The sequence below is a fragment of the Streptomyces sp. NPDC050287 genome, from assembly GCF_044459385.1.
GTDB lineage: Bacteria > Actinomycetota > Actinomycetes > Streptomycetales > Streptomycetaceae > Streptomyces.
Window position 1 is genome coordinate 873,529 of the sequence record NZ_JBITIY010000001.1, and the last position, 25,032, is coordinate 898,560.

Annotated in this window: 25 protein-coding genes; 16 read left to right on the forward strand and 9 right to left on the reverse strand. The window is 71.4% G+C overall.

What is annotated here, in order from left to right; genetic code table 11:
- Positions 1-28: 28 nt before the first annotated feature.
- Together ACIBK3_RS03860 and ACIBK3_RS03865 are read left to right on the forward strand one after the other, a co-directional pair.
- Positions 29-1,246, forward strand: a complete 1,218-nt coding sequence (locus ACIBK3_RS03860; RefSeq protein ID WP_399361540.1) for an alpha/beta hydrolase — start codon at positions 29-31, stop codon at positions 1,244-1,246.
- A 66-nt stretch (positions 1,247-1,312) separates the two neighbouring features.
- A complete protein-coding gene (locus tag ACIBK3_RS03865; protein WP_399361541.1) occupies positions 1,313-2,365 on the forward strand; it encodes a DUF4429 domain-containing protein in 1,053 nt (350 codons plus the stop codon).
- A gap of 48 nt (positions 2,366-2,413) precedes the next feature.
- On the opposite strand, the gene ACIBK3_RS03870 is transcribed toward ACIBK3_RS03865, so the two are convergent.
- Together ACIBK3_RS03870 and ACIBK3_RS03875 are read right to left on the reverse strand one after the other, a co-directional pair.
- Entirely contained in the window at positions 2,414-3,430 is a 1,017-nt protein-coding gene (locus ACIBK3_RS03870; protein WP_399361543.1) for an aldo/keto reductase, read from the reverse strand.
- Complete coding sequence (locus ACIBK3_RS03875) at positions 3,430-3,891, reverse strand: MerR family transcriptional regulator (RefSeq protein ID WP_399361545.1); 462 nt, start codon at positions 3,889-3,891, stop codon at positions 3,430-3,432. Before ACIBK3_RS03875 ends, ACIBK3_RS03870 begins: the two co-directional genes overlap by 1 nt.
- Positions 3,892-3,988: 97 nt before the next feature.
- Between ACIBK3_RS03875 and ACIBK3_RS03880 the strand changes: the two genes are divergently transcribed.
- Together ACIBK3_RS03880 and ACIBK3_RS03885 are read left to right on the forward strand one after the other, a co-directional pair.
- Entirely contained in the window at positions 3,989-4,471 is a 483-nt protein-coding gene (locus ACIBK3_RS03880) for a GNAT family N-acetyltransferase (RefSeq protein WP_399361547.1), read from the forward strand.
- Positions 4,472-4,490: 19 nt separating this feature from the next.
- Entirely contained in the window at positions 4,491-5,315 is an 825-nt protein-coding gene (locus ACIBK3_RS03885) for a serine hydrolase domain-containing protein (protein WP_399361549.1), read from the forward strand.
- A 20-nt stretch (positions 5,316-5,335) separates the two neighbouring features.
- On the opposite strand, the gene ACIBK3_RS03890 is transcribed toward ACIBK3_RS03885, so the two are convergent.
- Positions 5,336-5,986 carry a pirin family protein gene (locus ACIBK3_RS03890; protein WP_399362109.1) on the reverse strand — a complete coding sequence of 217 codons (651 nt, stop codon included), beginning with the start codon at positions 5,984-5,986 and terminating at the stop codon, positions 5,336-5,338.
- 73 nt (positions 5,987-6,059) lie between these two features.
- On the opposite strand from ACIBK3_RS03890, the gene fasR reads away from it, so the two are divergent.
- The 5 genes from fasR to fabF all read left to right on the forward strand — a co-directional run bounded on the left by fasR (position 6,060) and on the right by fabF (position 11,018).
- A complete protein-coding gene (gene fasR, locus ACIBK3_RS03895) occupies positions 6,060-7,262 on the forward strand; it encodes a fatty acid biosynthesis transcriptional regulator FasR (RefSeq protein ID WP_399361551.1) in 1,203 nt (400 codons plus the stop codon).
- 89 nt (positions 7,263-7,351) lie between these two features.
- The gene (locus ACIBK3_RS03900; protein WP_399361553.1) at positions 7,352-8,284 is read left to right on the forward strand and encodes an ACP S-malonyltransferase; all 933 of its coding nucleotides are present in this window, start codon (positions 7,352-7,354) and stop codon (positions 8,282-8,284) included.
- Between the two features lie 17 nt (positions 8,285-8,301).
- Positions 8,302-9,333, forward strand: coding sequence for a ketoacyl-ACP synthase III (locus ACIBK3_RS03905; RefSeq protein ID WP_399361555.1), 1,032 nt, complete (start codon positions 8,302-8,304; stop codon positions 9,331-9,333).
- A 79-nt stretch (positions 9,334-9,412) separates the two neighbouring features.
- Positions 9,413-9,661 carry an acyl carrier protein gene (locus tag ACIBK3_RS03910; RefSeq protein WP_030931809.1) on the forward strand — a complete coding sequence of 83 codons (249 nt, stop codon included), beginning with the start codon at positions 9,413-9,415 and terminating at the stop codon, positions 9,659-9,661.
- A gap of 76 nt (positions 9,662-9,737) precedes the next feature.
- On the forward strand, positions 9,738-11,018 hold the full coding sequence (gene fabF / locus ACIBK3_RS03915; RefSeq protein WP_399361558.1) for a beta-ketoacyl-ACP synthase II: 1,281 nt from the start codon (positions 9,738-9,740) through the stop codon (positions 11,016-11,018).
- 157 nt (positions 11,019-11,175) lie between these two features.
- Here the strand turns inward: fabF and ACIBK3_RS03920 are convergent, their stop codons facing one another.
- Positions 11,176-11,670, reverse strand: a complete 495-nt coding sequence (locus tag ACIBK3_RS03920; protein ID WP_399361560.1) for a DUF3145 domain-containing protein — start codon at positions 11,668-11,670, stop codon at positions 11,176-11,178.
- A gap of 302 nt (positions 11,671-11,972) precedes the next feature.
- On the opposite strand from ACIBK3_RS03920, the gene ACIBK3_RS03925 reads away from it, so the two are divergent.
- The gene (locus ACIBK3_RS03925; protein WP_399361562.1) at positions 11,973-12,866 is read left to right on the forward strand and encodes an SGNH/GDSL hydrolase family protein; all 894 of its coding nucleotides are present in this window, start codon (positions 11,973-11,975) and stop codon (positions 12,864-12,866) included.
- A 133-nt stretch (positions 12,867-12,999) separates the two neighbouring features.
- On the forward strand, positions 13,000-13,971 hold the full coding sequence (locus tag ACIBK3_RS03930) for an aldose epimerase family protein (RefSeq protein ID WP_399361564.1): 972 nt from the start codon (positions 13,000-13,002) through the stop codon (positions 13,969-13,971).
- Between the two features lie 72 nt (positions 13,972-14,043).
- Here ACIBK3_RS03930 and ACIBK3_RS03935 read toward each other — a convergent pair whose 3' ends face one another.
- The gene (locus ACIBK3_RS03935) at positions 14,044-16,488 is read right to left on the reverse strand and encodes a beta-glucosidase H (RefSeq protein WP_399361566.1); all 2,445 of its coding nucleotides are present in this window, start codon (positions 16,486-16,488) and stop codon (positions 14,044-14,046) included.
- A 105-nt stretch (positions 16,489-16,593) separates the two neighbouring features.
- Here ACIBK3_RS03935 and ACIBK3_RS03940 point away from each other — a divergent pair, with 105 nt between their 5' ends.
- Both ACIBK3_RS03940 and ACIBK3_RS03945 read left to right on the forward strand, forming a co-directional pair.
- Positions 16,594-17,253: a TetR/AcrR family transcriptional regulator gene (locus tag ACIBK3_RS03940; RefSeq protein ID WP_399361568.1), complete on the forward strand. Its 660-nt coding sequence runs from the start codon at positions 16,594-16,596 to the stop codon at positions 17,251-17,253.
- Positions 17,254-17,377: 124 nt separating this feature from the next.
- A complete protein-coding gene (locus tag ACIBK3_RS03945) occupies positions 17,378-18,640 on the forward strand; it encodes a pyroglutamyl peptidase (RefSeq protein ID WP_399361570.1) in 1,263 nt (420 codons plus the stop codon).
- Here ACIBK3_RS03945 and ACIBK3_RS03950 read toward each other — a convergent pair.
- Both ACIBK3_RS03950 and chvE read right to left on the reverse strand, forming a co-directional pair.
- Entirely contained in the window at positions 18,573-19,439 is an 867-nt protein-coding gene (locus ACIBK3_RS03950; RefSeq protein ID WP_399361572.1) for an EI24 domain-containing protein, read from the reverse strand. The two genes, ACIBK3_RS03945 and ACIBK3_RS03950, sit on opposite strands and share 68 nt — an antisense overlap.
- Before the next feature lie 250 nt (positions 19,440-19,689).
- Positions 19,690-20,784, reverse strand: a complete 1,095-nt coding sequence (chvE, locus tag ACIBK3_RS03955; RefSeq protein ID WP_399361574.1) for a multiple monosaccharide ABC transporter substrate-binding protein — start codon at positions 20,782-20,784, stop codon at positions 19,690-19,692.
- A gap of 524 nt (positions 20,785-21,308) precedes the next feature.
- Here chvE and ACIBK3_RS03960 point away from each other — a divergent pair.
- Together ACIBK3_RS03960 and ACIBK3_RS03965 are read left to right on the forward strand one after the other, a co-directional pair.
- Positions 21,309-21,776, forward strand: a complete 468-nt coding sequence (locus ACIBK3_RS03960) for a hypothetical protein (RefSeq protein ID WP_399361576.1) — start codon at positions 21,309-21,311, stop codon at positions 21,774-21,776.
- On the forward strand, positions 21,773-22,927 hold the full coding sequence (locus tag ACIBK3_RS03965; protein ID WP_399361578.1) for a serine hydrolase domain-containing protein: 1,155 nt from the start codon (positions 21,773-21,775) through the stop codon (positions 22,925-22,927). Before ACIBK3_RS03960 ends, ACIBK3_RS03965 begins: the two co-directional genes overlap by 4 nt.
- A gap of 132 nt (positions 22,928-23,059) precedes the next feature.
- Here ACIBK3_RS03965 and ACIBK3_RS03970 read toward each other — a convergent pair whose 3' ends face one another.
- On the reverse strand, positions 23,060-24,079 hold the full coding sequence (locus ACIBK3_RS03970) for an NADP-dependent oxidoreductase (protein ID WP_399361580.1): 1,020 nt from the start codon (positions 24,077-24,079) through the stop codon (positions 23,060-23,062).
- A 107-nt stretch (positions 24,080-24,186) separates the two neighbouring features.
- Between ACIBK3_RS03970 and ACIBK3_RS03975 the strand changes: the two genes are divergently transcribed.
- On the forward strand, positions 24,187-24,633 hold the full coding sequence (locus tag ACIBK3_RS03975) for a MarR family winged helix-turn-helix transcriptional regulator (RefSeq protein ID WP_399361582.1): 447 nt from the start codon (positions 24,187-24,189) through the stop codon (positions 24,631-24,633).
- A gap of 62 nt (positions 24,634-24,695) precedes the next feature.
- Here ACIBK3_RS03975 and ACIBK3_RS03980 read toward each other — a convergent pair whose 3' ends face one another.
- Complete coding sequence (locus ACIBK3_RS03980) at positions 24,696-24,893, reverse strand: hypothetical protein (protein ID WP_399361583.1); 198 nt, start codon at positions 24,891-24,893, stop codon at positions 24,696-24,698.
- Positions 24,894-25,032 lie beyond the last annotated feature (139 nt).

Below are 25,032 nucleotides of genomic sequence, written 5' to 3' on the forward strand. Positions count from 1 at the left end.
CGTCCCGTTCTCCTAGTGTGTCCTCCCAGTGACTTCCTTCGACACCTCCCCGCAACTGAACGTCTGGCGCGCACTGCTCGCGTTGGCCGTGGTGTTCGTGATGCTGGCGACCACCGGTTGGACCGCTCTGCGCACCCACCCGGGCGCCACCGCACTCCAGGCCTCCCTCTCCCAGTGGGAGCACGGACACCTGCACGGACACCGGCTGCCCGACCCGGACACGGCCCCCGGACGTCTCGCCCGCTTCTTCGCCTCCCTCACCGCCCAGGAGCGCGCCACCCTCGCGGCCCGTTACCCGCTCGCGGTCGGCAACATGAACGGCGCTCCCGTCGAACTGCGCTACCGCGCCAACCGGATCGCCATCGGCAAGGCACGCGGAGTCGAGCGCAGACGCATGCACGACCCCCGGCTCTCCCCGAACGGCCAGCAGGACGCCGGCCGGCGCATGAACCGCTACGAGTCGCTGCTCGCCGGGGGCCGCCGCTTCCTGGCCTTCGACCCCGGCGGCTCCGGCCGGATCGCCGAGGTGTTCGGCGACCTGGACAAGGCCGAGCGGGTCTCCGTCGTCGTCCCCGGCGTCGACACCGACCTGATGACCTTCCAGCGCGCCAGCCGCAGTTACTCGGCGCCCGTCGGCATGGCCGCGGCCCTCTACCGGACCGAGCGCACGGTGGGCCCGGCGACGCGTACCGCGGTCATCGCCTGGGCCGACTACACGGCACCCGCCGGGCTCGGCATCGACTCCGCCACCGCGACCCGCGCCGCGGAGGGCGCGGTCCGGCTGAACCGGCTGGTGCGGGCCCTGCCCGGCCGCTCCCCGGTTTCCCTCTTCTGCCACAGCTACGGCTCCGTGGTGTGCGGCCTGGCCGCACACACCCTGCCGGAACGGGTGGCCGACATCGCGGTGGCGGGCAGCCCGGGGATGCGGGTCGCGAACGCCTCCCGGCTGCGCACCTCCGCGCAGGTGTGGGCGATGCGGGACGGCCGCGACTGGATCCAGGACGTGCCGTACCTGGAGGTCGGCGGGTTCGGCCACGGGGCCGACCCGATGTCCTCCGCGTTCGGCGCCCGCGTGCTGTCGGCGCGGGGCGCGGACGGACACAGCGGCTACTTCGTACCGGGTACGGACAGCCTGCTGAACTTCGCCGAGATCGGCGTCGGCGCATACCGCTCGGTGCGGTGCGCGGGTGAAACGGAGGCCTGCCGGACGGGTTTGTCCGGTACGTCGATGGCCGGACGCGCGTAGAGGCGCAGGAACCGCGGTCTGCGCGGGAAGGGGACGAAGGAGCTCGTGCCGCATACGATGAGCCGCATGGGTGATGTACTGGCCGGATTTCATGCCGCCTGGGAGTTCGACTCCGACTCCGTGCTCATCCGCTACGAACGGGGGATCCGCACACCCAAGCTGTTCCAGGCCCTTGGGGAACGGCGCGTTCCGCTGGCCGCGCTGTCCGGGGTGACGCTCACCCCCGGCCGACGCGGCACGGTCGTCCTGCGGGCCGAACCGCGCCCCGGCGCCGACCCGTTGACGGAGGCGGCCGCGGGGCAGCTGAAGGAGAACTGCGATCCGTACCGGCTGGTGCTGCCACTGGAGCGCGAGACGCTCGCGGAGTACTACGCCGACGAGTTGCGGGCGCGGCTGACCGAGACGGACGACGGTCCCGCCGAACGGTTTCTCGTACCGGCGCCCGAGGTGCCCCTGCAGTTCAAGGCGTACGACGGGAAGGCGTCCTTCGACGGGCGGACCGTGCACTTCCGCTGGTTCTGGACGGGGGCGTCGTCGGCGAAGTGGAAAGCCGGCGACCAGAGTTTTCCGGTGTCCGAGCTCAGCGGGGTGGAGTGGCGGTCGCCGGAGGTGTTCGAGGGGCATCTGCGGTTGCTGCGGCGCCCCTCGGACACGCAGGCCGCCCAGGCCGCGCGACCAGCCCAACCCGCCCAGGCCGACCAGGATCCCGCCGCCGTCGTCTTCGGGCTCGGATACGGGCCCGTGCACGAGTCGTTGCCGTTCGCCGCGGCGGTCCTGGCGGCCACACGTGAGCGCGGGCCGGGGGGGGGCGGGGGCGGGCCCCCCCCCCCCCCGGGGGCCCCCCCCCCCCCCCCCCCCCCACCGCCCCCCCCGGGCCCCCCCCCCCCGCGGGGGGGGGGGGGGCGCGCGGGGGGGGGGGGGGGGGGGGGGGGGGGGGGGGGGGGGGGCCGGCGGGGGGGGGGGGGGGGGGGGGGGCGGCCCCCCCCCCCCCCCCCCCCGCGCCGGGATCCCGCCGACATCGCCGAACGCATCCGTCACCTCGGGGAACTGCACCAGGCGGGCCTGGTGACGGACGAGGAGTTCTCCATGAAGAAGGCGGAGTTGCTGGCGGAGCTCTGACTGCTCGCGGAACACTCCCGAACTGCTCGCTCGCGGAATGCCCGAGAACTACTCGCGTCCGGCGGACGTGAACCTCATGTCCGCGTAGCGGTCGCCCGCCACCTGAGCCGCGATCGGCTCCAGGAGCGCCAGGTCCTCCTTGGTCAGCTCGATCCTCGTGGCCGCCGTGTTCTCCTCGATCCGGCTGACCTTGCGCGTGCCCGGGATCGGGACGACCGGCTGGCCGTGCACCGCCGCCTGCTGCTGGACCCAGGCCAGCGCCACCTGGCCGAGGGAGACCCCGTGGGACTCGGCCACCGCGCGGACCGGCTCCAGCAGGGCCGCGTTCGCGGCGGCGTTCTCGCCGGTGAATCGGGGCTGCTGGCGGCGGAAGTCGCCGCTGGTCAGGTCCGTCTCGGCGTTGCTGAAGGACCCGGTGAGGAAGCCGCGGCCCAGCGGGGAGTACGGCACCAGGGTCACGCCCAGTTCCCGGGCGGCCGGTACGACCTGTGCCTCGATGTCCCGGCTGAACAGCGACCACTCCGACTGCACGGCGGCGATCGGGTGGACGGCCTGCGCGGTCCGCAGCTCACTCGCCGTGACCTCGCTGAGGCCCAGTTGCTTGACCTTGCCCTCGCGCACCAGCTCGGCCATCACGCCGACGGTCTCCTCGATCGGCACGTTCACATCGCGCCGGTGCATGTAGTAGAGGTCGATGACGTCGACGTCGAGGCGCGTCAGGCTCGCCTCGACGGCCTGGCGGATGTAGGGCGGGTCGTTGCGGATGATGCGCCGGGTCGGGTCGTCCGGCGGTATCGCCAGGGCGAACTTGGTGGCGATCACGACGTCGTCGCGGTGCGCCTTGAAGAAGGGGGCGAGGAACCGTTCGTTCTCGCCCGCGCCGTACGCGTCCGCCGTGTCGTACAGGGTCACGCCGAGCTCCAGCGCCCGCTCCAGGGTGGCCCGGGCCTCGTCGGCGTCCGTGGGGCCGTACCCGAAGCTCATGCCCATGCAGCCGAGGCCCTGCACGCCCACCTCGGGGCCGTCGTCGCCGAGCCGTACCGCGGGGATCTTGCCGTTGGTCATCAGGACCTTTCCGACGCCAGGGCACGCCCGGCGTCCGCGTAGAAACCGATCTTCCGGTCGAGGACCGCGAGCGTGTCCTGGAGTTCGGCGATCCGGGCGAGGACGTCCTCGCGGGTCGCCTTCAGCAGCTCGAAACGGTCCCCGTAGGTGTGGTCGCCCTCGCGCACCAGTTCCGCGTAGCGCACCATGTCCGCCACCGGCATGCCGGTCAGGCGCAGCTTGCCGACGAGGGCGAGCCAGTCGAGGTCGCGGTTGCTGTAGCGGCGCTGGCCGGTGTGCGAGCGGTCGATGTGCGGCATCAGGCCGATGCGCTCGTACCAGCGCAGGGTGTGCGCGGTCAGCCCGGTCAGGGCGACGACCTCGCTGATCGTGTAGCTGTCCTGACCTTCCGGACGCCTGCCGAACTGCGGCGGTACGGCACAGCTGTCGGTCCTGGTACCCGTGGTCTCCATCACCGTCATGGCCTCAACGCTAGGGCCTTGGAGTGCACTCGAAGCAAGCGGAACCGGCAATAAATCGACGGGACATGACTCGGGCGGGCTGGCTAGCGTGCGGGGCATGAGTCTCGTACGACGTGCCACGGTAGAGGACGCGCCGGAAGTGCTGCGGCTGCGCCAGGTGATGATCGATTCCGTGTTCGCAGGTGCGGATACGGCGGCTGCGGCCACGGAGTGGCACTCTGCGTCCCTGCCGACCCTGCGGGCCCGGCTCGCCGAGCCGGACGGGGACTTCGTGGCGTTCGTCGTGGACCATCCGGAGCGGCCGGGAGCGCTTGCGGCACTGGTGGCCGGGACCCTGGAGTACCGCATCGGGCGGGCGGACAATCCGCACGGCCGGGTCGGCCATGTCTTCAGCGTCGCCACCGACCCGGACGCCCGGCGCCGCGGGTACGCGCGCGCGTGCATGGAGGAACTGCTCCAGTGGTTCCGCGAGCGGGGCGCCCCGCATGTGGACCTGAACGCGTCCGCCCAGGCCGAACCGCTCTACGCGTCGCTGGGTTTCGCGCGCAAGCCGGACCCCTCGATGCGGCTGACGTTCTGAGCGCCTTAGGCTCCTGGGCATGACCTTGCAGAGCCTCGCGTTGATCGAGAACTGGCCGGTTCCCACCGCCGCGGCGGCCGTCGTACGCGCCGACGGGACGCTGCTCGGCTCCCACGGCCCGGCCGGGCACCGCTTCCCGCTGGCCTCGGTCACCAAGCCGCTCGCGGCCTACGCCGCCCTCGTCGCGTACGAGGAGGGGGCCATCGACCTCGACGAACCGGCCGGCCCGCCCGGGGCCACGGTCCGGCATCTGCTCGCGCACACCTCGGGGCTGGCCTTCGACGAGCACCGGGTGACCGCCCCGCCCGGCGAACGGCGGCTGTACTCCAACGCCGGCTTCGAACAGCTCGGCGACCACATCGCCAAGGCCACGGAGATCCCGTTCGCCGAGTATCTGCGGCAGGCGGTGCTGGAGCCGCTGGGGATGGCGGCGACGAGCCTGGAGGGCTCTCCGGCCAAGGACGGAGTCTCGACGGTGCGGGACCTCGCGCGGTTCGCCGCAGAGGTCCAGGCGCCCCGCCTGCTCGACCCGCGCACGGTCGCGGAGGCGATGACGGTCCACTACCCGGGGACGAAGGGCGTGCTGCCGGGCTACGGCCACCAGAACCCCAACGACTGGGGGCTCGGCTTCGAGATCCGCGACGCCAAGTCCCCGCACTGGACGGGCTCTTCGTCCTCCCCGCGCACCTTCGGACACTTCGGCCAGTCCGGTACGTTCCTGTGGATCGACCCCGACGCGCGGACGGCCTGCGTGGCGCTGACCGACCGTGCCTTCGGCCCCTGGGCGATCGAGGCGTGGCCGGCGTTCACGGACGCGGTGCTCGCCGAGCTTCAGGACACCTGAGCTCTCAGGACACCTGAGCTCTAGGACATCTCCCACAGCAGCAGCTCCGCCCCCGTCGCCCCCACCGCCTCCAGATCCTTCGCGTCCGTGATCCTCGCCGCGTCGCCCGGGCCCAACTCCTCGCCGTCCAGGGTCACTTCACCGCGCACGACATGCACGTACACGTGCGCCCCGTCCGGTACCGCCGTCCGCTCCCCCGCCGCCAGGCGCCGGACGTGGAGCATCGCGCCCGCCTCCGGGACGGCGTACGGGGTGGAGTCCGCGATGCCGGGGACGATCTCGTAGGACGGGGTGCCGCCGGGCCGCAGCGGGGCCAGCCACATCTGGACGAAGGTCAGGGGGGCCCGGCCGTCGTTGCGCTCCACGTGCCGGACGCCGGCGGCGGAGCTGAGGCGCTGGACGTCGCCGGGGCGGACGACCGTCTCGTGGCCGGTGGAGTCGCGGTGGGTGAGCTCGCCCTCGGCCACCCAGGTGACGATCTCGGTGTGGCTGTGCGGGTGCTCGTCGAAGCCGGCGCCGGGGGCGAGGCGCTCCTCGTTGCAGGCGATCAGCGCGCCGAAGCGGAGGTTGTCGGGGTCGTAGTGCGGGCCGAAGGAGAAGGCGTGCAGCGACTCGATGCCGGCCTCCGGCTCGCCGCCTCGGTAGCGCTCCGTCGCGCGCCGTACGTCCATCACGTGCACCACGGTAAACCTCACCCGCCACCCGGCGACGCGCACTCCCGTCCGGATAAGGCAGTCTTGTCCCGTGCCCGAACCAGTGACCCGCCGCCCCGACGCCACCGCGCCCCCCCACTCGCACCCCGCGACCCTGAAGCGGCTGGAGAAGTCGTCCGGCAGTCTCGCCGCGCAGGCGATCGCGCGCATGGACGAGACGCTGCCGTGGTACCGGGCGATGCCCCCGGAGAACCGTTCCTGGATCGGACTGGTCGCCCAGGCCGGTATCGCCGCCTTCACCGAGTGGTTCCGGCACCCGGACGCGCCCCAGGCCATCTCCACCGACGTCTTCGGGACCGCGCCGCGCGAGCTGACCAGGGCCATCACGCTGCGCCAGACCGTCGAGATGGTGCGCACCACGATCGAGGTCATGGAGTCCGCGATCGACGAGGTGGCGGCCCCCGGCGACGAGAACGTGCTGCGCGAGGCGCTGCTGGTGTACGCCCGCGAGATCGCTTTCGCCACCGCCCAGGTGTACGCCCAGGCCGCCGAGGCGCGCGGTGCCTGGGACGCCCGGCTGGAGTCGCTCGTGGTGAACGCCGTGCTGAGCGGCGAGGCCGACGAGGGAGCCGTGTCCCGGGCCGCCGCCCTCGGCTGGAACTCGCCCGAACATGTGTGCGTGGTGTTGGGGACGGCGCCCGACGGTGACAGCGAGCTCACCGTCGAGGCCATCCGGCGGGCGGCCCGGCACGCCAAGCTCCAGGTCCTCACCGGAGTGCTCGGCACCCGGCTCGTCGTCATCGCGGGCGGCAGCGACAACCCCCTCGCCGTGGCCAAGTCGCTGATCGGGCCCTACGCGGCCGGACCGGTCGTCGCGGGGCCCGTCGTGCCCGACCTGCTCGCCGCGACCCGGTCCGCACAGGCCGCCGCCGCCGGGCTCAAGGCGTGTTCCGCCTGGCAGGACGCCCCGCGGCCGGTGCTGGCGGACGATCTGCTGCCGGAGCGCGCGATGGCCGGTGACCCGGGCGCCCGTGAGCAGTTGGTGGAGGAGATCTACAGACCACTGGAGGAGGCCGGGTCGGCGCTCCTGGAGACACTCTCCGTCTATCTCGAGCAGGCGAGCAGTCTGGAGGGCGCCGCGCGTATGCTCTTCGTCCATCCCAATACCGTCCGCTACCGGCTCCGACGTGTGACTGACGTCACCGGCTGGTCACCCTCCGATGTGCGTTCGGCGTTCACGCTGCGCATCGCGCTCATCCTGGGGCGTCTGGCCGACTGCGATCTCCAGCCCTAGGCTTTTGTCGGGGGTCCACAAAACCCCCTGCTGTTCTTCGTCCCTGTCCCCACGGGCGGCCTTGGCCGTCCACAAGAGAGAGTGTGAGAGTGCTCGTACTCGTCGCTCCCGGCCAAGGCGCCCAGACGCCCGGCTTCCTGACTCCCTGGCTCGAACTCCCCGGTGTCCGCGGCGCCCTTGAGGCATGGTCCGAGGCCGTGCAGCTCGATCTGATCCGCTACGGCACCGAGGGCGACGCGGAGGAGATCCGCGACACCGCGGTGGCGCAGCCGCTGCTGGTCGCGGCCGGACTGGCCTCCGCGTACACACTCTTCGACGACCCGGCCGAGCTGCCCCGCAAGGTCGGCGCCATCGCCGGGCACAGCGTCGGCGAACTGACCGCCGCCGCTCTCGCCGGTGTCCTCTCCGACGAGGAGACGATCCGGCTGGTCCGCGCCCGCGGCCTGGCCATGGCCGAGGCGGCCGCCGTCACGGAGACCGGTATGTCGGCGCTGCTCGGCGGCGACCCCCAGGTGAGCGTCGCCCACCTGGAGAAGCTGGGCCTGACCCCGGCGAACGTCAACGGCGCCGGCCAGATCGTGGCCGCGGGCACGCTGGAGCAGCTCGCCGCGCTGAACGAGGACAAGCCCGAGGGTGTCCGCAAGGTCGTCCCGCTGAAGGTGGCCGGCGCCTTCCACACGCACCACATGGCCCCCGCGGTCGACGCGCTGGCGAAGGCCGCAGAGGACCTGACGCCCGCCGACCCGAGGCTCCCCTACGTCTCCAACAAGGACGGGCAGACCGTCGCCACCGGTACCGAGGTCCTGACGCGGCTGGTCGGCCAGGTCGCCAACCCGGTCCGCTGGGACCGGTGCATGGAAACCTTCAAGGAACTCGGTGTCACGGCCCTGCTGGAGGTGTCCCCGGGTGGGACGCTGACCGGGCTGGCCAAGCGTGCGCTGCCCGGCGTGCAGACGCTGGCCCTGAAGACCCCCGACGACCTCGACGCGGCTCGCGAGCTCATCGCCGAGCACAGTTCCTGACAAGGAGTCCGAGCAGCATGTCGAAGATCAAGCCCAGCAAGGGCGCCCCGTACGCGCGGATCCTCGGTGTGGGCGGCTACCGCCCCACCCGGGTCGTGCCGAACGAGGTGATCCTCGAGACGATCGACTCGTCCGACGAGTGGATCCGCTCGCGCTCCGGCATCGAGACGCGTCACTGGGCGAACGACGAGGAGACCGTCGCCGCGATGTCGATCGAGGCGTCCGGCAAGGCGATCGCCGACGCCGGGATCTCCGCCGAGCAGATCGGCGGCGTGATCGTCTCGACCGTCTCGCACTTCAAGCAGACCCCGGCCGTCGCCACCGAGATCGCCGACAAGCTCGGCACGGACAAGGCCGCGGCCTTCGACATCTCGGCGGGCTGCGCGGGCTTCGGCTACGGCCTGACCCTCGCCAAGGGCATGGTCGTCGAGGGCTCGGCAGAGTACGTACTTGTCATCGGCGTCGAGCGGCTGTCCGACCTGACCGACCTGGAGGACCGCGCCACGGCATTCCTGTTCGGCGACGGGGCGGGCGCGGTCGTGGTCGGCCCCTCGCAGGAGCCGCACATCGGCCCGACCGTGTGGGGCTCCGAGGGCGACAAGTCGGAGACCATCAAGCAGACCGTCCCGTGGAACGAGTACCACATCGGCGACGTCACCAAGCTCCCGCTCGACCGCGAGGGCAACGTCAAGTTCCCCGCCATCACGCAGGAGGGCCAGGCGGTGTTCCGCTGGGCCGTGTTCGAGATGGCGAAGGTCGCCCAGCAGGCGCTGGACGCGGCCGGGATCAGCTCGGACGACCTGGACGTCTTCATCCCGCATCAGGCCAACGAGCGGATCATCGACTCGATGGTGAAGACTCTCAAGCTGCCGCAGTCCGTCACGGTCGCCCGTGACGTACGCACCACCGGCAACACCTCGGCCGCCTCGATTCCGCTCGCGATGGAGCGGCTTCTGGCGACCGGCGAAGCGAAGAGCGGCGACACGGCGCTCGTCATCGGATTCGGGGCGGGTCTCGTCTACGCCGCCACTGTCGTTACCCTCCCCTAGGCACTTCGTGCCGGATCTTCGGGTCCGGTGCGGGAACCACAGCCAACACCCTCTGAATATCTACGAAGGAGCGCCCACCATGGCCGCCACTCAGGAAGAGATCGTCGCCGGTCTCGCCGACATCGTGAACGAGATCGCCGGCATCCCGGTTGAGGACGTCCAGCTGGACAAGTCCTTCACCGACGACCTGGACGTCGACTCGCTGTCCATGGTCGAGGTCGTCGTCGCCGCCGAGGAGCGCTTCGACGTCAAGATCCCCGACGAGGACGTCAAGAACCTCAAGACCGTCGGTGACGCGACCAACTACATCCTCAAGCACCAGGCCTGATCCCTCAGGCCGGTCGCCTGCCCCGCCACCCGGCGGTGGCGCCGCTGAATCCCGATCCGTTGGAGAAAGAATTCCCGTGAGCTCGACCAATCGCACCGTGGTCGTCACCGGTATCGGCGCAACCACACCGCTGGGTGGCGACGCAGCCTCTACCTGGGAGGGCCTGGTCGCCGGCAAGTCCGGCGTCAAGCCCCTGGAGCAGGAGTGGGCCGCCGACCAGGCGGTCCGCATCGCCGCTCAGATCGCCGTGGAACCGACCGAGGTCATTCCGCGGCCGCAGGCCCGCCGCCTGGACCGTTCGGCGCAGTTCGCGCTGATCGCGGCCCAGGAGGCCTGGAAGGACGCCGGCTTCACCGGCAAGGCCGGGGAGGACGGGTCCGACGGGGCCGTCGACCCCGACCGGCTCGGCGCGGTCATCGCCTCCGGCATCGGCGGCGTGACGACCCTGCTGGACCAGTACGACGTGCTGAAGGAGAAGGGCGTCCGCCGCGTCTCCCCGCACACCGTCCCCATGCTGATGCCGAACAGCCCCTCCGCCAACGTGGGCCTGCTCGTGGGCGCCCGGGCGGGCGTGCACACGCCGGTCTCCGCCTGCGCGTCGGGCGCCGAGGCCATCGGCTACGCCATCGAGATGATCCGCACCGGCCGCGCCGACGTCGTGGTCGCGGGCGGCACGGAGGCGGCGATCCACCCGCTGCCCATCGCCGCGTTCGGCAACATGATGGCGATGTCCAAGAACAACGACGACCCCCAGGGCGCCTCGCGTCCCTACGACACCGCCCGCGACGGCTTCGTCCTGGGCGAGGGCGCCGGCGTGATCGTCCTGGAGTCCGCCGAGCACGCCGCGGCGCGCGGTGCGCGGGTGTACGCCGAGGCGGTCGGGCAGGGCATCTCCGCCGACGCCCACGACATCGTGCAGCCGGAGCCGGAGGGCCGCGGCATCTCGCACGCCCTGCAGAACCTGCTGGACCGCACCGATCTGGACCCGGCGGAGATCGTGCACGTCAACGCGCACGCGACGTCGACGCCGGCCGGTGACGTGGCCGAGCTGAAGGCGCTGCGCAAGGTGTTCGGCGACGACGCGGACCACATGGCGGTCTCCGCGACCAAGTCGATGACCGGTCACCTGCTGGGCGGTGCGGGCGGCGTGGAGTCGGTCGCGACCGTCCTCGCCCTGTACCACCGGGTCGCTCCGCCGACCATCAACGTGGAGAACCTCGACCCGGAGGCTGCCGCCAACGCGGATGTCGTTCGCGGTGAGGCACGCAAGCTGCCGGTCGAGGGCCGTATCGCCGCGCTGAACGACTCGTTCGGGTTCGGTGGGCACAATGTTGTATTGGCGTTCCGTACGGTGTGACAGCGCCGTTGGATGAAAGTGGCCCGGTCTCCTTGTGGAGGCCGGGCCATTCGCTGTTGGCGGATCCGTTGTCAGCCGACCGCAGGCCGGTGGGGGTTGATCGTGCACACGCGGCGGAGCCTCACACCGATACAGCCCCGCGCCCCTGAGGGGCGCTTCACACCACCTGGTGCAACCACCGCACCGGAGCGCCCTCGCCCGCGTACCTGAAGGGTTCCAGTTCGTCGTCCCAGGGCTTGCCCAGGAGTCTGGCGATTTCCGCTTCGAGGTCCGTCTCCTCGCGCTGGGAGCGCTGGAGGGCCGCGCGGAGGCGGTCCTCGGGGATGAGGATGTCGCCGTGGATGCCGGTGACGGCGTGGAAGATACCGAGTTCGGGGGTGCAGCTGTAGCGCTCGCCCTCGGCCTTGGGGCAGGGTTCGGCGGTGACCTCGAAGCGGAGGAGGTGCCAGCCTCTCAGAGCCGAGGCCAGTTTGGAGGCGGTGCCGGCCTCGCCCTGCCAGGAGAACTCGGAGCGCCAGGTGCCGGGCGCGGCGGGCTGCCGGATCCAGTCGAGGTTGACGCGTGTGCCGAGCACCCCGGCGACGGCCCACTCGACGTGCGGGCACAGCGCGCGCGGCGCGGAGTGCACGTACAGAACTCCACGTGTCGTCACCGGGACCTCCGGGCAGAGCGGGACAGTCTTGCAGGCTGGCATGGCGGCGGTGGCAGGGCAGCCACGTTGAGGGCGAGGCTACCGTGCGGCGGGGCGAGGAGTGTGACGTACCGTCGGTCCCAGTGCCCCGAAACACCCGCCTTTCACCCGGCAGGACGCTTGTACGGGGGCGAAACGTTCCACGGAGCGTGGTCGGGAACTCCCGCGCGTTGTTATGGATGCGGGGGCGGGAAGGGCTGGAAGTGCACTGGAGGATCGCGATGGGGGGTCCATCGCGTGTCGACCGAGGGGATCACCACCGGATGCGGAAGCAGCGTCATCGCTCGCGTGCCGTGCTCGCCGCCGCTGCGGTGGCCGTTCTCGGGGTCGCCGGCTGTGATGCCGTCGGCGGCGACTCGCCGGGCCCGAGCGGCACCGGCGCCCACAAGGCGAAGCCGTCCCCGACGCCGACGTGGGACAGCAGTCCCGCCTCCATCGCGGCCGTGGGGGACTCCATCACGCGCGGGTTCGACGCGTGCGCGGTGCTGACGGACTGTCCCGAGGTGTCCTGGGCGACCGGAGGCAGCGCCGAGGTCGACAGTCTCGCCGTACGGCTGCTGGGGCGGGCGAGGGCGGCCGAGCGGAGCTGGAACTACGCCGTGACCGGGGCGCGGATGGCGGATCTGCCGGTTCAGATGGGCAAGGCGGCGGCCCGCAAGCCGGATCTGGTGGCGGTGATGGTGGGCGCTAACGACGCCTGCCGGAACAGCACGGCGGCGATGACCTCGGTGACCGACTTCCGGGCCGGCTTCCAGGACGCGATGAGCACCCTGCGCGAGAGCGCGCCCGAGGCGCAGGTGTACGTGGCGAGCGTGCCGAACCTGAAGCGGCTGTGGTCCGAGGGCCGGACCAACCCGGTGGGCAAGCAGGTGTGGAAGCTGGGCCTGTGCCCGTCGATGCTGGGTGACGCGGACGCGCTGGACGCGGCGGCCACCGCCCGGCGGGACATCGTGCAGAAGCGGGTCCAGGACTACAACAAGGTGCTGGCAGAGGTCTGTGCCAAGGACCGCCACTGCCGGTTCGACGGGGGCGCGGTGTACGACTACCGCTTCGGCACCGGCCAGCTGAGCCAGTTCGACTGGTTCCATCCGAGCGTGAACGGCCAGGCGCGGCTGGCGGAGATCGCCTATAGGACGGTCACCGGGAAGAAGGCCTGAGCCGGAGGAGAGGCTGCCTGAGCCGGAGGAGGGGCGGCCTGAGCCGGAGGAGAAGGGGCCTGAGCCGGAGAGACGAAGACGCGAGGCGGAGGGAGCAAGCCGCGCCCCGGAGCGCGTGACTACAGTTCCGGACATGAACGAACTCTTCGGCGCGCTTCCCGACGGCACCCCGGTCCACCGCTGGACCCTGCAGCGGGCGGGTGTCCGCGTACGCGTCCTGTCGTACGGCGGGATCGTGCAGTCGGTCGAGGTGCCGGACCGGGAGGGGCGAGCCGGGAACGTGGTGCTGGGGTTCGCTGACCTGCACGGCTATCTGGCGCACCCGGAGCCGTACTTCGGCGCGCTGGTCGGGCGGTACGCGAACCGGATCGCGGGGGCCCGTTTCACGCTGGACGGCGAGACGTACGTGCTGGCGCCCAACAACCCGCCCAACTCCCTGCACGGCGGCGAGCGGGGCTTCGACAAGCGGGTGTGGGACGTGGAGCCGGTGGCGCACGGGGTGCGGCTGAGCCGGGTCAGTCCCGACGGCGAGGAGGGCTTTCCGGGGCGGCTGGAGGTCACGGCGACCTGCACCCTGGAGGAGTCCGGGGCCCTGCGGATCGGGTACGAGGCGGTCGCGGACGCGCCGACGGTGGTGAACCTGACCAATCACAGCTACTTCAACCTGGGCGGATCGGGCAACGCGGGCGGCCACGAGCTGCGGATCGCCGCGTCCCGGTACACCCCGGTGGACGCGGACCTGATCCCGACCGGTGTCCTGGAGGAGGTGGCGGGGACCCGCTTCGACTTCCGGGCGGCACGGAAGGCGGGCGCCGGCTACGACCACAACTTCGTGCTCGACAAGGGCGTGACGGGGGCCCCGGTCGAGGTCGCCGAGCTGCACGACCCGGCGTCGGGCCGGGTGCTGACCGTCGCCACCACCGAGCCCGGTCTCCAGCTCTACACGGCGGACCACCTGGGCGAGCCCTTCGCCCCCGGTGACGGGATCGCGCTGGAGACCCAGCACTTCCCCGACTCCCCCAACCGTCCGGAGTTCCCGAGCACGGTACTGCGGCCGGGCGAGGTGTTCCGGTCGGAGACGGTGTACGGGTTCTCCACCCGCTAAGTGTGGCTCACGAGCCCCGGCCCAGGGGTCAGGTCCCGGGCCGGGGCTGCTTGTGGGGGATGGTTCCCGCAGTCAGACGTTAATGGTCGCGGTGAGCCGGCGGTCGGAGATCGAGCGGCCCGCCTGGATTTCGTACGAACCCTTCACAAATGACCATGAGTTGGTCTTCTCGTCCCAGGTCTCGAAAGCGCGGCGCGGTAGTTCGACGGTGGTCTCGACGACCTCGCCGGGGGCGGCCTCCACTCCCCCGAAGCCGGCCAGGCGGCGGGCCGGGCGCTCGGCGTCGGGCTCGGCGGGGGCCAGGTAGATCTGGACGACCTCGCGGCCGGCGCGGGTGCCGGAGTTGCGGACGCGGACCGTCACGGTCGTACCCCGCACCTCGACGGACTCGTAGGTCCAGTCGGTGTAGCCGAGGCCGTGGCCGAAGGGGTACGAGGGGGTGCGGCCCGCCTTCTCCCAGGCGCTGTAGCCGATGAAGACGCCCTCGCTGTAGGGGAGCACGCCGTCGTCGGGGGTGACCTGGGTGACCGGGGCGTCGGCCAGGGCGCCCCAGGTGGTGGGCAGCCGGCCGCCGGGCTCGTGGGCGCCGGTCAGCACGTCCGCGAGGGCGGCGCCGCCCTCCTGGCCGGGGAACCAGCTCAGCAGGACGGCGGCGACCTCGTCGCGCCACGGGAGTTCCACCGGGGAGCCGGAGTTGACGACCACGACGGTGTTCGGGTTGGCGGCGGCGACCGCGCGGACCAGGTCGTCCTGGCGGCCGGGGAGGGCGAGGTCGGTGCGGTCGTAGCCCTCCGACTCGACGCGTTCGGTGGTGGCGACCACGACGACGGCCGTGTCGGCGGCGCGGGCGGCCGCCACGGCCTCGGCGATCAGCTCGTCCGGGTCGCGCTGGGGCTCCTGGTGGGCGAGGGTGAAGGTGACGACCTTCATCGCGAGGCCCTCGGGGAGCTGGACGACGTGGGTGAGGGAGACCTCGACCGGGCGGCCCGCGGTGAGCTCGACCTGGGCGCGGGGCTCGGGGGCGCCGAAGAAGGTGATGAACGGGTCGTCCTTGGCGGGGCGTTGGACGTCGTCGTAGTACGTGGTGCCGTCGACGCGCAGGGTGAAGGCGCCGAGGCCCTTGATGCCGAAGGTGTGCCGGCCGGACTCGCGCGGGGTGAAGGTGCCGGTGAGTTCGACGGTGTGGAGGGTGTCGTGGGTGACGCCCTCGGGCAGGTCGTCACCCATCCACTGGAGGAGGCCGCTGGGGGCCATGCCGGTGCCGATGACCGTGCCCGCGGCGTCACGGCAGACCGCGTGCAGCTCGAAACCCTTGTCGGCGGCGGTGAGTTCGGTGTTCGGGTCGGCGCCGACGACATAGCTGAGGGTGCCGTCGGGGAGGGCGGCGGTGAGTCCGTCGAGCGGGGAGACGGTCCGGGCCGGGAAGACGGTGGCGGAGCCGCCGCCGAGGACGCGGGCGTCGCGGGCGGCGGCGCCGATCAACGCGACGGTGCCGTTCGGCCTCAGCGGCAACGCGCCCCTCTCGTTGCGGACCAGGACGAAGGAGCGGCGGGCGATCTCGCGGGCCAGCGACTCGCCGTCGACGGTCCCGGGCAGCTCGGTGACGACCGGTTCGGCGCCCTGAAGGATGCCGACGCGGGCGGCGAGCCGCAGGACGTTGCGGACGGCCGCGTCGACCTTGGCCTCGGCCACCTCGCCGTCCCGTACGGCCTGCGCGAGGGCCTCGCCGTACACGGTCCGCGGGCCGGGCATGGCGACGTCGAGGCCGCCCTCGATGGCGCCGACGGTGGAGCGGGCGGCGGTCCAGTCGGAGACGTTGAAGCCGTCGAAGCCCCATTCGCCGCGCAGGATCTCGTTCACCAGGTGGTGGTGCTCGGTCATCGTGGGGCCGTTGACCGAGTTGTAGGCGGTCATGATGCCCCAGGGGCGGGCGTTCTCGACGATCGCCTCGAAGGGGGCGAGGTACAGCTCGCGCAGGGCGCGCTCGGAGACGAGGTTGTTCACGGTGAACCGGTCGGTCTCCGCGTCGTTGGCGACGAAGTGCTTGACGGTGGTGCCGACGCCGCCGGACTGGACGCCGGTCACATAGCCGGAGCCGATGACGCCCGTGAGATACGGGTCCTCGCTGTAGGCCTCGAAGTGCCGGCCGCCGAGCGGGGAGCGGTGCAGGTTGACGGTGGGCGCGAGCAGCACGTGGACGCCCTTGCGGCGGGCCTCCTGGGCGAGCAGCACCCCGGCCCGGCGGGCGAGTTCGGGGTCCCAGGTGGCGGCCAGGGCGGTCGGCGAGGGCAGCGCGACCGACGGGTCGTCGGCGGTCCAGCGCACGCCCCGGACGCCGATGGGTCCGTCCGACATGACCAGGGACGGCAGGCCGATCTCCGGTAGGGCGGGCAGGGACCACATGTCCTTTCCGGACAGGAGCCGGGTCTTGGCGTCCAGGTCCAGCTTGCGGAGGGCGGCCTCGACGGCGGCCTCGCGGGCTGTGTCGGCCGGGGTGGTTCCCAAGGGTGCCGCCATCGCGGTGCCTCCTCATTGACGCGTCCGTGCGGTGGCTCCATCGTGCATCGCTAACCTGGTGATCGGTAGGTTTCGTTATCCTGTCGTTATTTTACGATGGTCGGGATGACGTACGGTGACGTCATGAACGCCAGGCAGAGGACCAGCGCCCGGGGCGAGGAGCGGCGGTCCGAGATCGTCCGGGCGGCCCTGGAGGTCATCGCCGAGCGGGGTTACCGGGCGGCGAGCCTCGCCGCGGTGGCGGAGCGGGTCGGGCTGACCCAGCAGGGCCTGCTGCACCACTTCCCGAGCAAGGACGCGCTGCTGGTCGCCGTGCTGGAGGAGCGCGACAAGTGGGACGCCGTCTCGGCGGGGACCTGGCGGCCGGAACTGCTCGCGTCGCTCGTCGAGTACAACGCGACGCGCCCGGGGATCGTGCAGACCTTCTCGGCGCTGCTCGGCGAGAGCGTGACGGACGGGCATCCGGCGCGGGAGTACTTCACGGAGCGCTACGTCCGGGTCCGGACGTCGATGGTGGCGGCCCTGCGCACGGAGTACGGCGACCGCCTGCCGAACGGACTCACCCCCGAGCGCACGGCCCCTCTTCTGGTCGCGGTGATGGACGGGCTGCAGTACCAGTGGCTGCTGGACCCGGACTCGGTGGACATGCCGGGCGCGTTCCGGGACTTCCTGGCGTTGCTGGGCGAGTCGTCCCCCACCGGGGGAACCACCGCCGGGGGAAGCACAGCCGAGGGAACCACTGCCGGGGGAACAACCACCGAGTGAACCCCATGCCCCGCCCGTCGCCTGAGTCACACCCCATGGCGTAGACCACTTCTGTCACGCGATACTGCGGCCGATCGGCAGCGGCAATGCTTCCCCCCACGGCGACAGAAGGGCTCGAACTGCCTTGACTTCTCTACGTGTTCGGATCGGTGTTATCGGACTGACCCTGCTGGCGGGGCTGGCCGCCCCCAGCACCACCGCGACCGCCGAGACCGCGCCCTCGCCCACCGTCGAGGAGCGGCGGCTCGACGGGGCGGTGCCGCAGGAGATACTCCGGCGGTCCGGATTCGACTCGCTGACCGCCCGGTTCGCGCGGGAACTCGGCGCGGCGGGCTCGTACGCCGAGGCCCGCCGGCTCGTCGTACGGGACGGGTCGGCGTTGTGGCGGCGGGCCGTGGAACGGGCGCAGGGGCGGGGGCCCGACGGAGGCGACCTCAGCCGGGACGACGACCGGCCGTTGTACTGGGCCCGGCTGGAGATGACCCGCCAGGTGCGCACCTGGGCGCCGGGCTTCGGGCTGTCCGCCACCCGACGGACCGCGCTGCTCGACGAGTTGGAGCGGACCTCGCGCGGGCAGGCCGCCGTCCGCTATCCCCAGGGCAAGAAGGTCAAGCGGATCCTCGTCACCGGGTTCGATCCGTTCACGCTGGACCGGGACATCCGGATCTCCAACCCGTCCGGGGCCACCGCGCTGGCGCTCGACGGCACGGTGATCGAGACGGCGGACGGGCCGGCGCGGATCGAGACCGTCGTCTTTCCCGTGCGCTGGCAGGACTTCACGGAGGGAACGGTGGAGCGGACACTGCGGCCGTATCTGAGGAAGGTGGACCTCTTCACCACGGTGAGCCAGGGGCGCGTGGGCCGCTTCGACGTGGAGCGGACCAACGGGGCCTGGCGGGGCGGATTCGGCGACAACGACACCATCGGCGTGACCGGGACCGTCCCCGTAACCGACCCGGCCTCGCAGCCGCAGTGGACGACGACGACCCTGCCGTACGCGAAGATCGTGGCCGCGGACACCGGACGGTTCCCCGTGTACGACAACACGAAGGTGACCGAGATCCCGGCGGGAGGCACCGAGCCGGTCGTCCGGCCGGACGGGCCGACGCCCGGGTCGAGCGCCCGGGAGGGCGGCGGCGGGAACTACCTGTCCAACGAGATCGCCTACCGGGCCACTCTGCTGCGGGACCGGCTGGGACTGCACGACGTGCTGCCGGGCGGGCATGTGCACACGCCCGTACTGCAGTTCGGGGCCGGCAACACGGACCCGGCGACCGGAACGGTGACCGACCCTGAGTTCGTGCGCAACCGGCTGGACATCATCGCCCAGGTGCGGTCGATCCTGGCGGTGGCGGCGGGATCGCAGGAGCCGGAGCAGTCGCAGTAGTCGGAGTGACGGCCGGCGGGGTGTTCTCGTCGCCGTCCGGCCGGCCGTCGGCCGTCTCCTCGCCGAGCAGGTCGCGGGCCATCAGCGTGGCTCCCGCGACCGCGCCCGGCATCAGGAAGACGGCGACGAACGGCACCAGGAAGGCCACGGCCAGCGGGGTGCCGAAGCCCCAGACCAGCGTCTTGCGGGCGCGCAGGAGGGCGAGGCGGTCGCGGAGTTCGACGCGGCGGCGCTGCAGGGCGACCGCGGTGAGTTCCTCGGTCAGGAAGAACCCGGTGACGAAGAAACCGACCACCGGGACGACCGTCTGGCCGACGAACGGGACGAAACCGAGCGCGAAGAGGAGGACGCCCCAGACGGCGGCCCGCACGACGATCCGGAGGCTGTCGCGCGCCGAGATCCACAGCTCGCGCCAGAGCGGCAGCCCCGACTCGGGGGCGGTGCCGTCCGGGGAGACGTCCCGGTCGACCTTCTCGGAGAGGTTCTCGTAGAAGGGCTGGCCGACGAGGAGCGTGACCGCGGTGAAGGTGACCACGGACAGCAGCAGCCCGAGCGCGAACAGGACCGCGGTGAGGAAGCCGCGGAACAGGCCGAGCCAGGGGCTGGACCAGTCGTCGGCGAAGGGGGTGGCCCAGCCGACGAAGTCCTCGCCCCACAGGGCAAGCGCGACCAGGACCGCCGCGTAGAGGACGAGGGTGATCAGGCCCGGGAGCAGGCCGAAGCCGTACTGCTTGCCGTGACGGGCCACCCAGTGCTGGCCCTTCAGGAGGTACTTGAACCCTGCCCCGAGATCGCGCATGGGAAAACTCTATCGACTCCCTCCAGGACCGAACCGGCACCGGTCACAGCTCGATCGCGCTGCCCGGATCAGGAGCCCGTGGGCCCCGGCCGACAACCGTCACGGGCGCGGGCACGTCCCGCGCACGGGCAGCCACCCCCACACCACGTCGGCGTACGCCGCCGGGGTCAGAGGAGGTCGGCCCAGGCGGTCCAGCCAGTGGTGGCCGCGGTCGCGCGGCCCGGGGACGGACTCGGCCCGGTTCCCGTCGCTACTTCAGCTCCTTGGCGGTGTAGTAGCCGTCCCTGACCAGGATGTCGTAGTTGGTCTTGTCGATGCTCTGCGGCTCGAGCAGGTAGGCGGGCACGACCTTGACGCCGTTGTTGTAGTTGTATCGGTCGTTGATCCGCGTCACCCGGTCCTTGAGGATGTCGTCGACCATCCACGCGGCCGCGTCGGCGAGCTCGCGGACGTCCTTGAAGACGGTCTGCGACTGCCGGCCCGCGATGATCGACTTCACCGAGGGCAGCTCGGCGTCCTGGCCGGTGACGACCGGGAAGGGCTTGCCGGCGGAGCCGTAGCCCTGCGACTCCAGCGCGGACAGGACACCCCGGGAGATGCCGTCGTACGGCGACAGGACCGCGTCGACCTTCCTGCCGACGTACCACCGGGCGAGCAGGCGGCTCATGCGCTTCTGCGCGGTGGGCCCGTCCCAGCGCGGGGTGGTGAGCTGGCCCATCCGGGTCTGACCGGACGGGACGACCAACTGCTTGCTGTCCAGATACGGTTGCAGGAGCTCCATCGAGCCGTTGAAGAAGTACTTGGTGTTGTTGTCGTCGGGGGAACCGGCGAAGAGCTCGATGTTGAACGGGCCCTTGCCCTTCGCCAGGCCGAGCTTCTCGATGATGTGGCCGGCCTCCTGCCGGCCGACCATCTCGTTGTCGAAGGAAACGTAGTAGTCGACGTTCCCGGTGCCGAGGATGAGCCGGTCATAGGAGATCACCAGGATTTTCGCGTCGGCGGCCCGCTGAAGCACGCCGTTCAGCGACTTGGCGTCGATGGCCGCGATGATCAGCGCGTCGACGCCCTGCTCGACCAGGGCCTCGATCTGTGACAACTGGGCTTTCGGGTTGTCGTCGCCGTAGACCAGCTTCGTCTTGTACCCCTTGCTCTTCAGACTCTTGACGACGCTCTTGCCGTCGGTGAGCCAGCGCTCGGAGGACCGGGTCGGCATGGCGATGCCGACGGTACCGCCCTTGGAGCGGCTGCGGGTGCTGCCCTCGCTCTCCTCGCCGCAGGCGGACACGGTGAAGGCGAGGGAGGCGGTTCCGGCGAGGGCGGCGAGGGCAGCTCTTCGGTTGAGCATCGTGAATGGGTCCTTGTTCTTCTCGTCGTTCAGAGCATGTCGGCGCATCAGACGTGCCCGCACCCGGACGGGTACCGTGCGAGTGGATCCCCGAATGCCCTGGACGGGCCGAACGTCAGGGGGTCGGCGGTCCCGCCGTACAGGCCTCGGGCTCCCGCCGTTCCGGGCGTGCACAGCGCAATCGCCTTCAAAGGTTCGATATTTCGTCACACGTTCTACATGGCGGCGCGAGAGTAGAGGCCGGCGTGGGGGGTGTCAACGGTGTGAACATGATCGGTTACAGAAAGGCGAACGCCGGACCAGGCGTACGACTCCGCGGTCGTCTCGCACAGCGCGCGCAGCACCTCCCGCCCGAACCGTCCAGCGGATCGAAGGTGTTGAGGGCGATCCTGGCTCAGCATGCCGGTCCGGGCCGCCCGGGATGCGCCGTCCGGGCATCCGCGACACCAACTCTCCTTCTGGCGGTTGAGTCGAACGGGTGCACCTCGCCGTACCGATCTCCGGAGACCCCTGAGGAGGTACGGGTGCGCACCACGAGAAACGATCCTGCGAGACCGAGACCCGTTCCGCTCGCCACCGCCCTCGCCACCCGCGTGTCCCCCGCCGGGACGAACGAGGGCAACGGGGAGGCCAAGGAAGTGATCCACGTGGTGAACGCGGGCCCGGTGACGGCCGGGTTGCCGGACCGGCCGTCACCGGCGCCCGGGTACGCGCCCGTGTGGTTCACCGACCGCGGACCGGACATCCGGGTGGAGCGGTCGTACGCGACCGGGAACCCGCTCGTTCGTGGAGACCGGCGAGCACCGCAGGACGGCTCCGGCGGTCCCGCGGAGGCGGACGGACAGGCCTCGGTGGTCAGCGGCCCCGGGGCCGTCCTGTTCGGCACCGAGCCTCTCTTCCGGGATCATCCCGAGAGGGAGTTCGCACAGGTCGCACGCGCGTTGTTCACTGTGGGACACGCGAGCAGCGGTTCAGGTGAGGAGAACGGATGACGCAGGAGATCCACGGCACCGTCGCGGACGGCTTCGAGCCGGTACGTGAGGAGTTCGCGGCGTTCGTCGCGGGGGAACTCCCGGATTACGAGGGCCAGGTGTGCGCGTACGTACACGGCCGCAAAGTCGTCGACCTGTGGGCCGGTGACGGTGTCGACGGCGGCTCCCTCTACGGGGTGTACTCGTCGACCAAGGGAGCGGCCCATCTGGTGACCGCGCTCCTGGTCCAGGACGGCACGCTGGAACTGGACCGCAAGGTCACCTACTACTGGCCGGAGTTCGCGGCGGAGGGCAAGGGCGCGCTGACCCTGCGCGATCTGCTCGCGCACCGGGCCGGCGTGGTCGGCCTGGACGCCGGCTTCTCGGAGCAGGAACTGGCCGACGACCGGGCGATGGCCGAACGGCTCGCGGACCAGCGGCCGTTCTGGCGCCCGGGCACGGCCTTCGGCTACCACGCCCTCGTCGTCGGCGCGCTCACCGGCGAGGTCGTCCGGCGGGCCACCGGCCGCACGCTCCAGGAGGTGTACGAGGAGCGGGTCCGCGCCCCGCACGGGCTGGACTTCTTCCTCGGGCTGCCCGAGGCGCTGGAGCCCCGCTACCGCTCCGTGCAGCCGATGGCTCCGACGGCGGCGCAGCAGGTCGTTCTCGACGCGATGCCGCGGGGACCGCACACCCTGTCCTCGATCGCCTTCAACACCCATGTGGCCGAACCCGGGAGCATGGAGGGCTACGCGAACTCGCGCGCCGTACGCGCCAAGGGCCCGGCGTCGGCGGGCGGTGTCGCCGCCGCGCGCGGTCTCGCCGGGATGTACGCCGCGGCGATCAGCGACGTGGACGGACGCGGGCCCCTGCTGAAGCCGGACACGGTCGCCGAGGTCGGCCAGATCCACTCCGTCGGGTACGACCTGGTGGCCCGGGCCCACAAGTCGTACGGCCTCGGTTTCCAGGCGACGGCGGACACCTGGTACCCGTTCCTGGACGCCGGCGCCTTCGGCCACAGCGGTGCGGGCGGCTCCCAGGCATTCGCGGACCCCCGCAGCGGCCTGGCTTACGGCTACACCCGCCGCCGGATGGCCTTCCCGGGCGGGGCGGCACCGGAGAACGAGCGGTTGGTGAAGGCGGTGCACAGGGCGGCGCTGGCTGCGGACTGAGGCACGACACGGGCGGAGGCCGCACCCCACGTCCAGGGATGCGGCCTCCGTCGTACCCAACGAGTGGGGTCGGACCGGCGTCACGGTGATGTCACCCTGGGCCGGATCGGATTACGGGCAGACCCGGGGGCCTCACACCTTGACGATCATCTTCCCGGTGTTGTCGCCGCGCAGAACGCCGAGGAACGCCTCCAGGTTGTTCTCGATGCCCTCGACGACCGTCTCGCGGTACTTCAGCTCGCCCGAGGCGACCAAGGGGCCGATCTCCCGGACGAACTGGGGCTGGAGATCGTAGTGGTCGCCGACCAGGAAGCCCTCGATGCGGCCGCGGGTCTGGATGAGGCGGGCGAGGTTCTTCGGGCCCGGGGCGGGCTCGGTGTTGTTGTAGACGGAGATCATGCCGCAGACCGCGATCCGGCCGCCCTGGTTGAGGGAGCCGATGGCGGCCTCCAGGTGGTCGCCGCCGACGTTGTCGAAGTAGACGTCGATCCCGTCCGGCGCGGCCTCGCGCAGCTGCTCGCTCACCGGGCCGCTCTTGTAGTTGAAGGCCGCGTCGAAGCCGTATTCCTCGACGAGGAGCTTGACCTTGTCGTCGGAGCCGGCCGAGCCGATGACCCGGGAGGCGCCCTTGAGCTTGGCGATCTGGCCGACCTGGCTGCCGACGGCACCGGCCGCGCCGGAGACGAACACGGCGTCGCCCTCCTTGAAGGAGGCGGTGCGCAGGAGGCCGACGTAGGCGGTGAGGCCGGTCATGCCGAGGACGCCGAGGTAGGTGGACAGGGGTGCGGCTTCGGGGTCGACCTTGACGGCCTGCTTGGCGTCGAAGGTCGCGTACTCGCGCCAGCCGCCGAAGTGCAGCACGTGGTCGCCGACGGCGATGTTCTCGGCCTCGGAGGCGACGACCTCACCGACCGCGCCGCCCTGCATGGCCTTGCCGAGCTCGAAGGGGGCGGTGTACGACTTGGCCGCGCTCATCCGGCCGCGCATGTACGGGTCCACCGAGAGGTACGCGTTGCGCACCAGGACCTGGCCGGGGCCGGGCTGCCTGATCTCCGCCTCGGCGAGCTCGAAGTCCTCGGGCTTCGGCCAGCCGACGGGACGGCTGAGCAAACGCCATTCGCGGCTGATGGCGGGGAGGGCGGAGTCGGTCATGGGTGAGCTGCCTTTCACGTGTAGCACGCCGGGAAATTGTTTCATTACCTGAAACAACCATGCGCCCGGATATTTCAGACTGTCAAATAAGTGGGTACCCTGAGACCATGGCCGCCTCACATCCGACCCCTACGACCTCGCTGCCGAACGCTCTGACCATGGAGGTCGTCGAGCTGATCGGCGAGGTCGTGGCCCGTTTCTACGAGGACTACGAGGAAGCCGCCGCCGACCACGCCCTCACCGGCGCGCAGGCCCGGCTGCTGAGCCTGCTCTCCCGGGAGCCGCTTCCCATGCGCAAGCTGGCGCACCGGCTGAAGTGCGAGCCGTCCAACGTGACCGGCATCGTCGACCGGCTGGAGTCCCGCGGTCTGGTCGAGCGGCGCCCCGACCCGGCCGACCGGCGCGTGAAGCTGGCAGCGGCGACGGACGAGGGCCGGCGGGTCGCCAAGGGGCTGCGGGAGTCGCTGCGGTTCGCACGGGAGCCGCTGGCGGGGCTGGGGGAAGAGGAGCGGCTGGTGCTGCGGGGGTTGCTGCGCCGGATGCTGGGAGCGTAAAAGCGCAGGAGGAGCGCGGCGCGGCGCGCGCCGGTGGCCGGACGATCGGGTGCGGCCGGCTCTCAGTCGTCCGAGTCCGGGCCTGAACCCGAACCCGACTTCCGTCCCGTACGGGTGGCGGCGCTCACCAGTTCGGCCGCCGCCAGGGTCACGACGGCCACGGCGCGTGCCCAGCGCGGGCCGCCGCGCGCCGCCCACCAGACGCAGGCGCAGCCGCCGAGGACGAGTACCACGATCACCGAGAGAATCAGCGCGATCACGCTCCTCCCCCTCCTTCCGCTGTGACTTCCGCCGCGAACTGGTACTGAGGTTCGCAGAGATGACCCGGCTGCACCATCACGGTCACCTCGACGGCACGGTCGCCGCGGCGAACGACGACGCACGGCCCGCGGCCCCTGT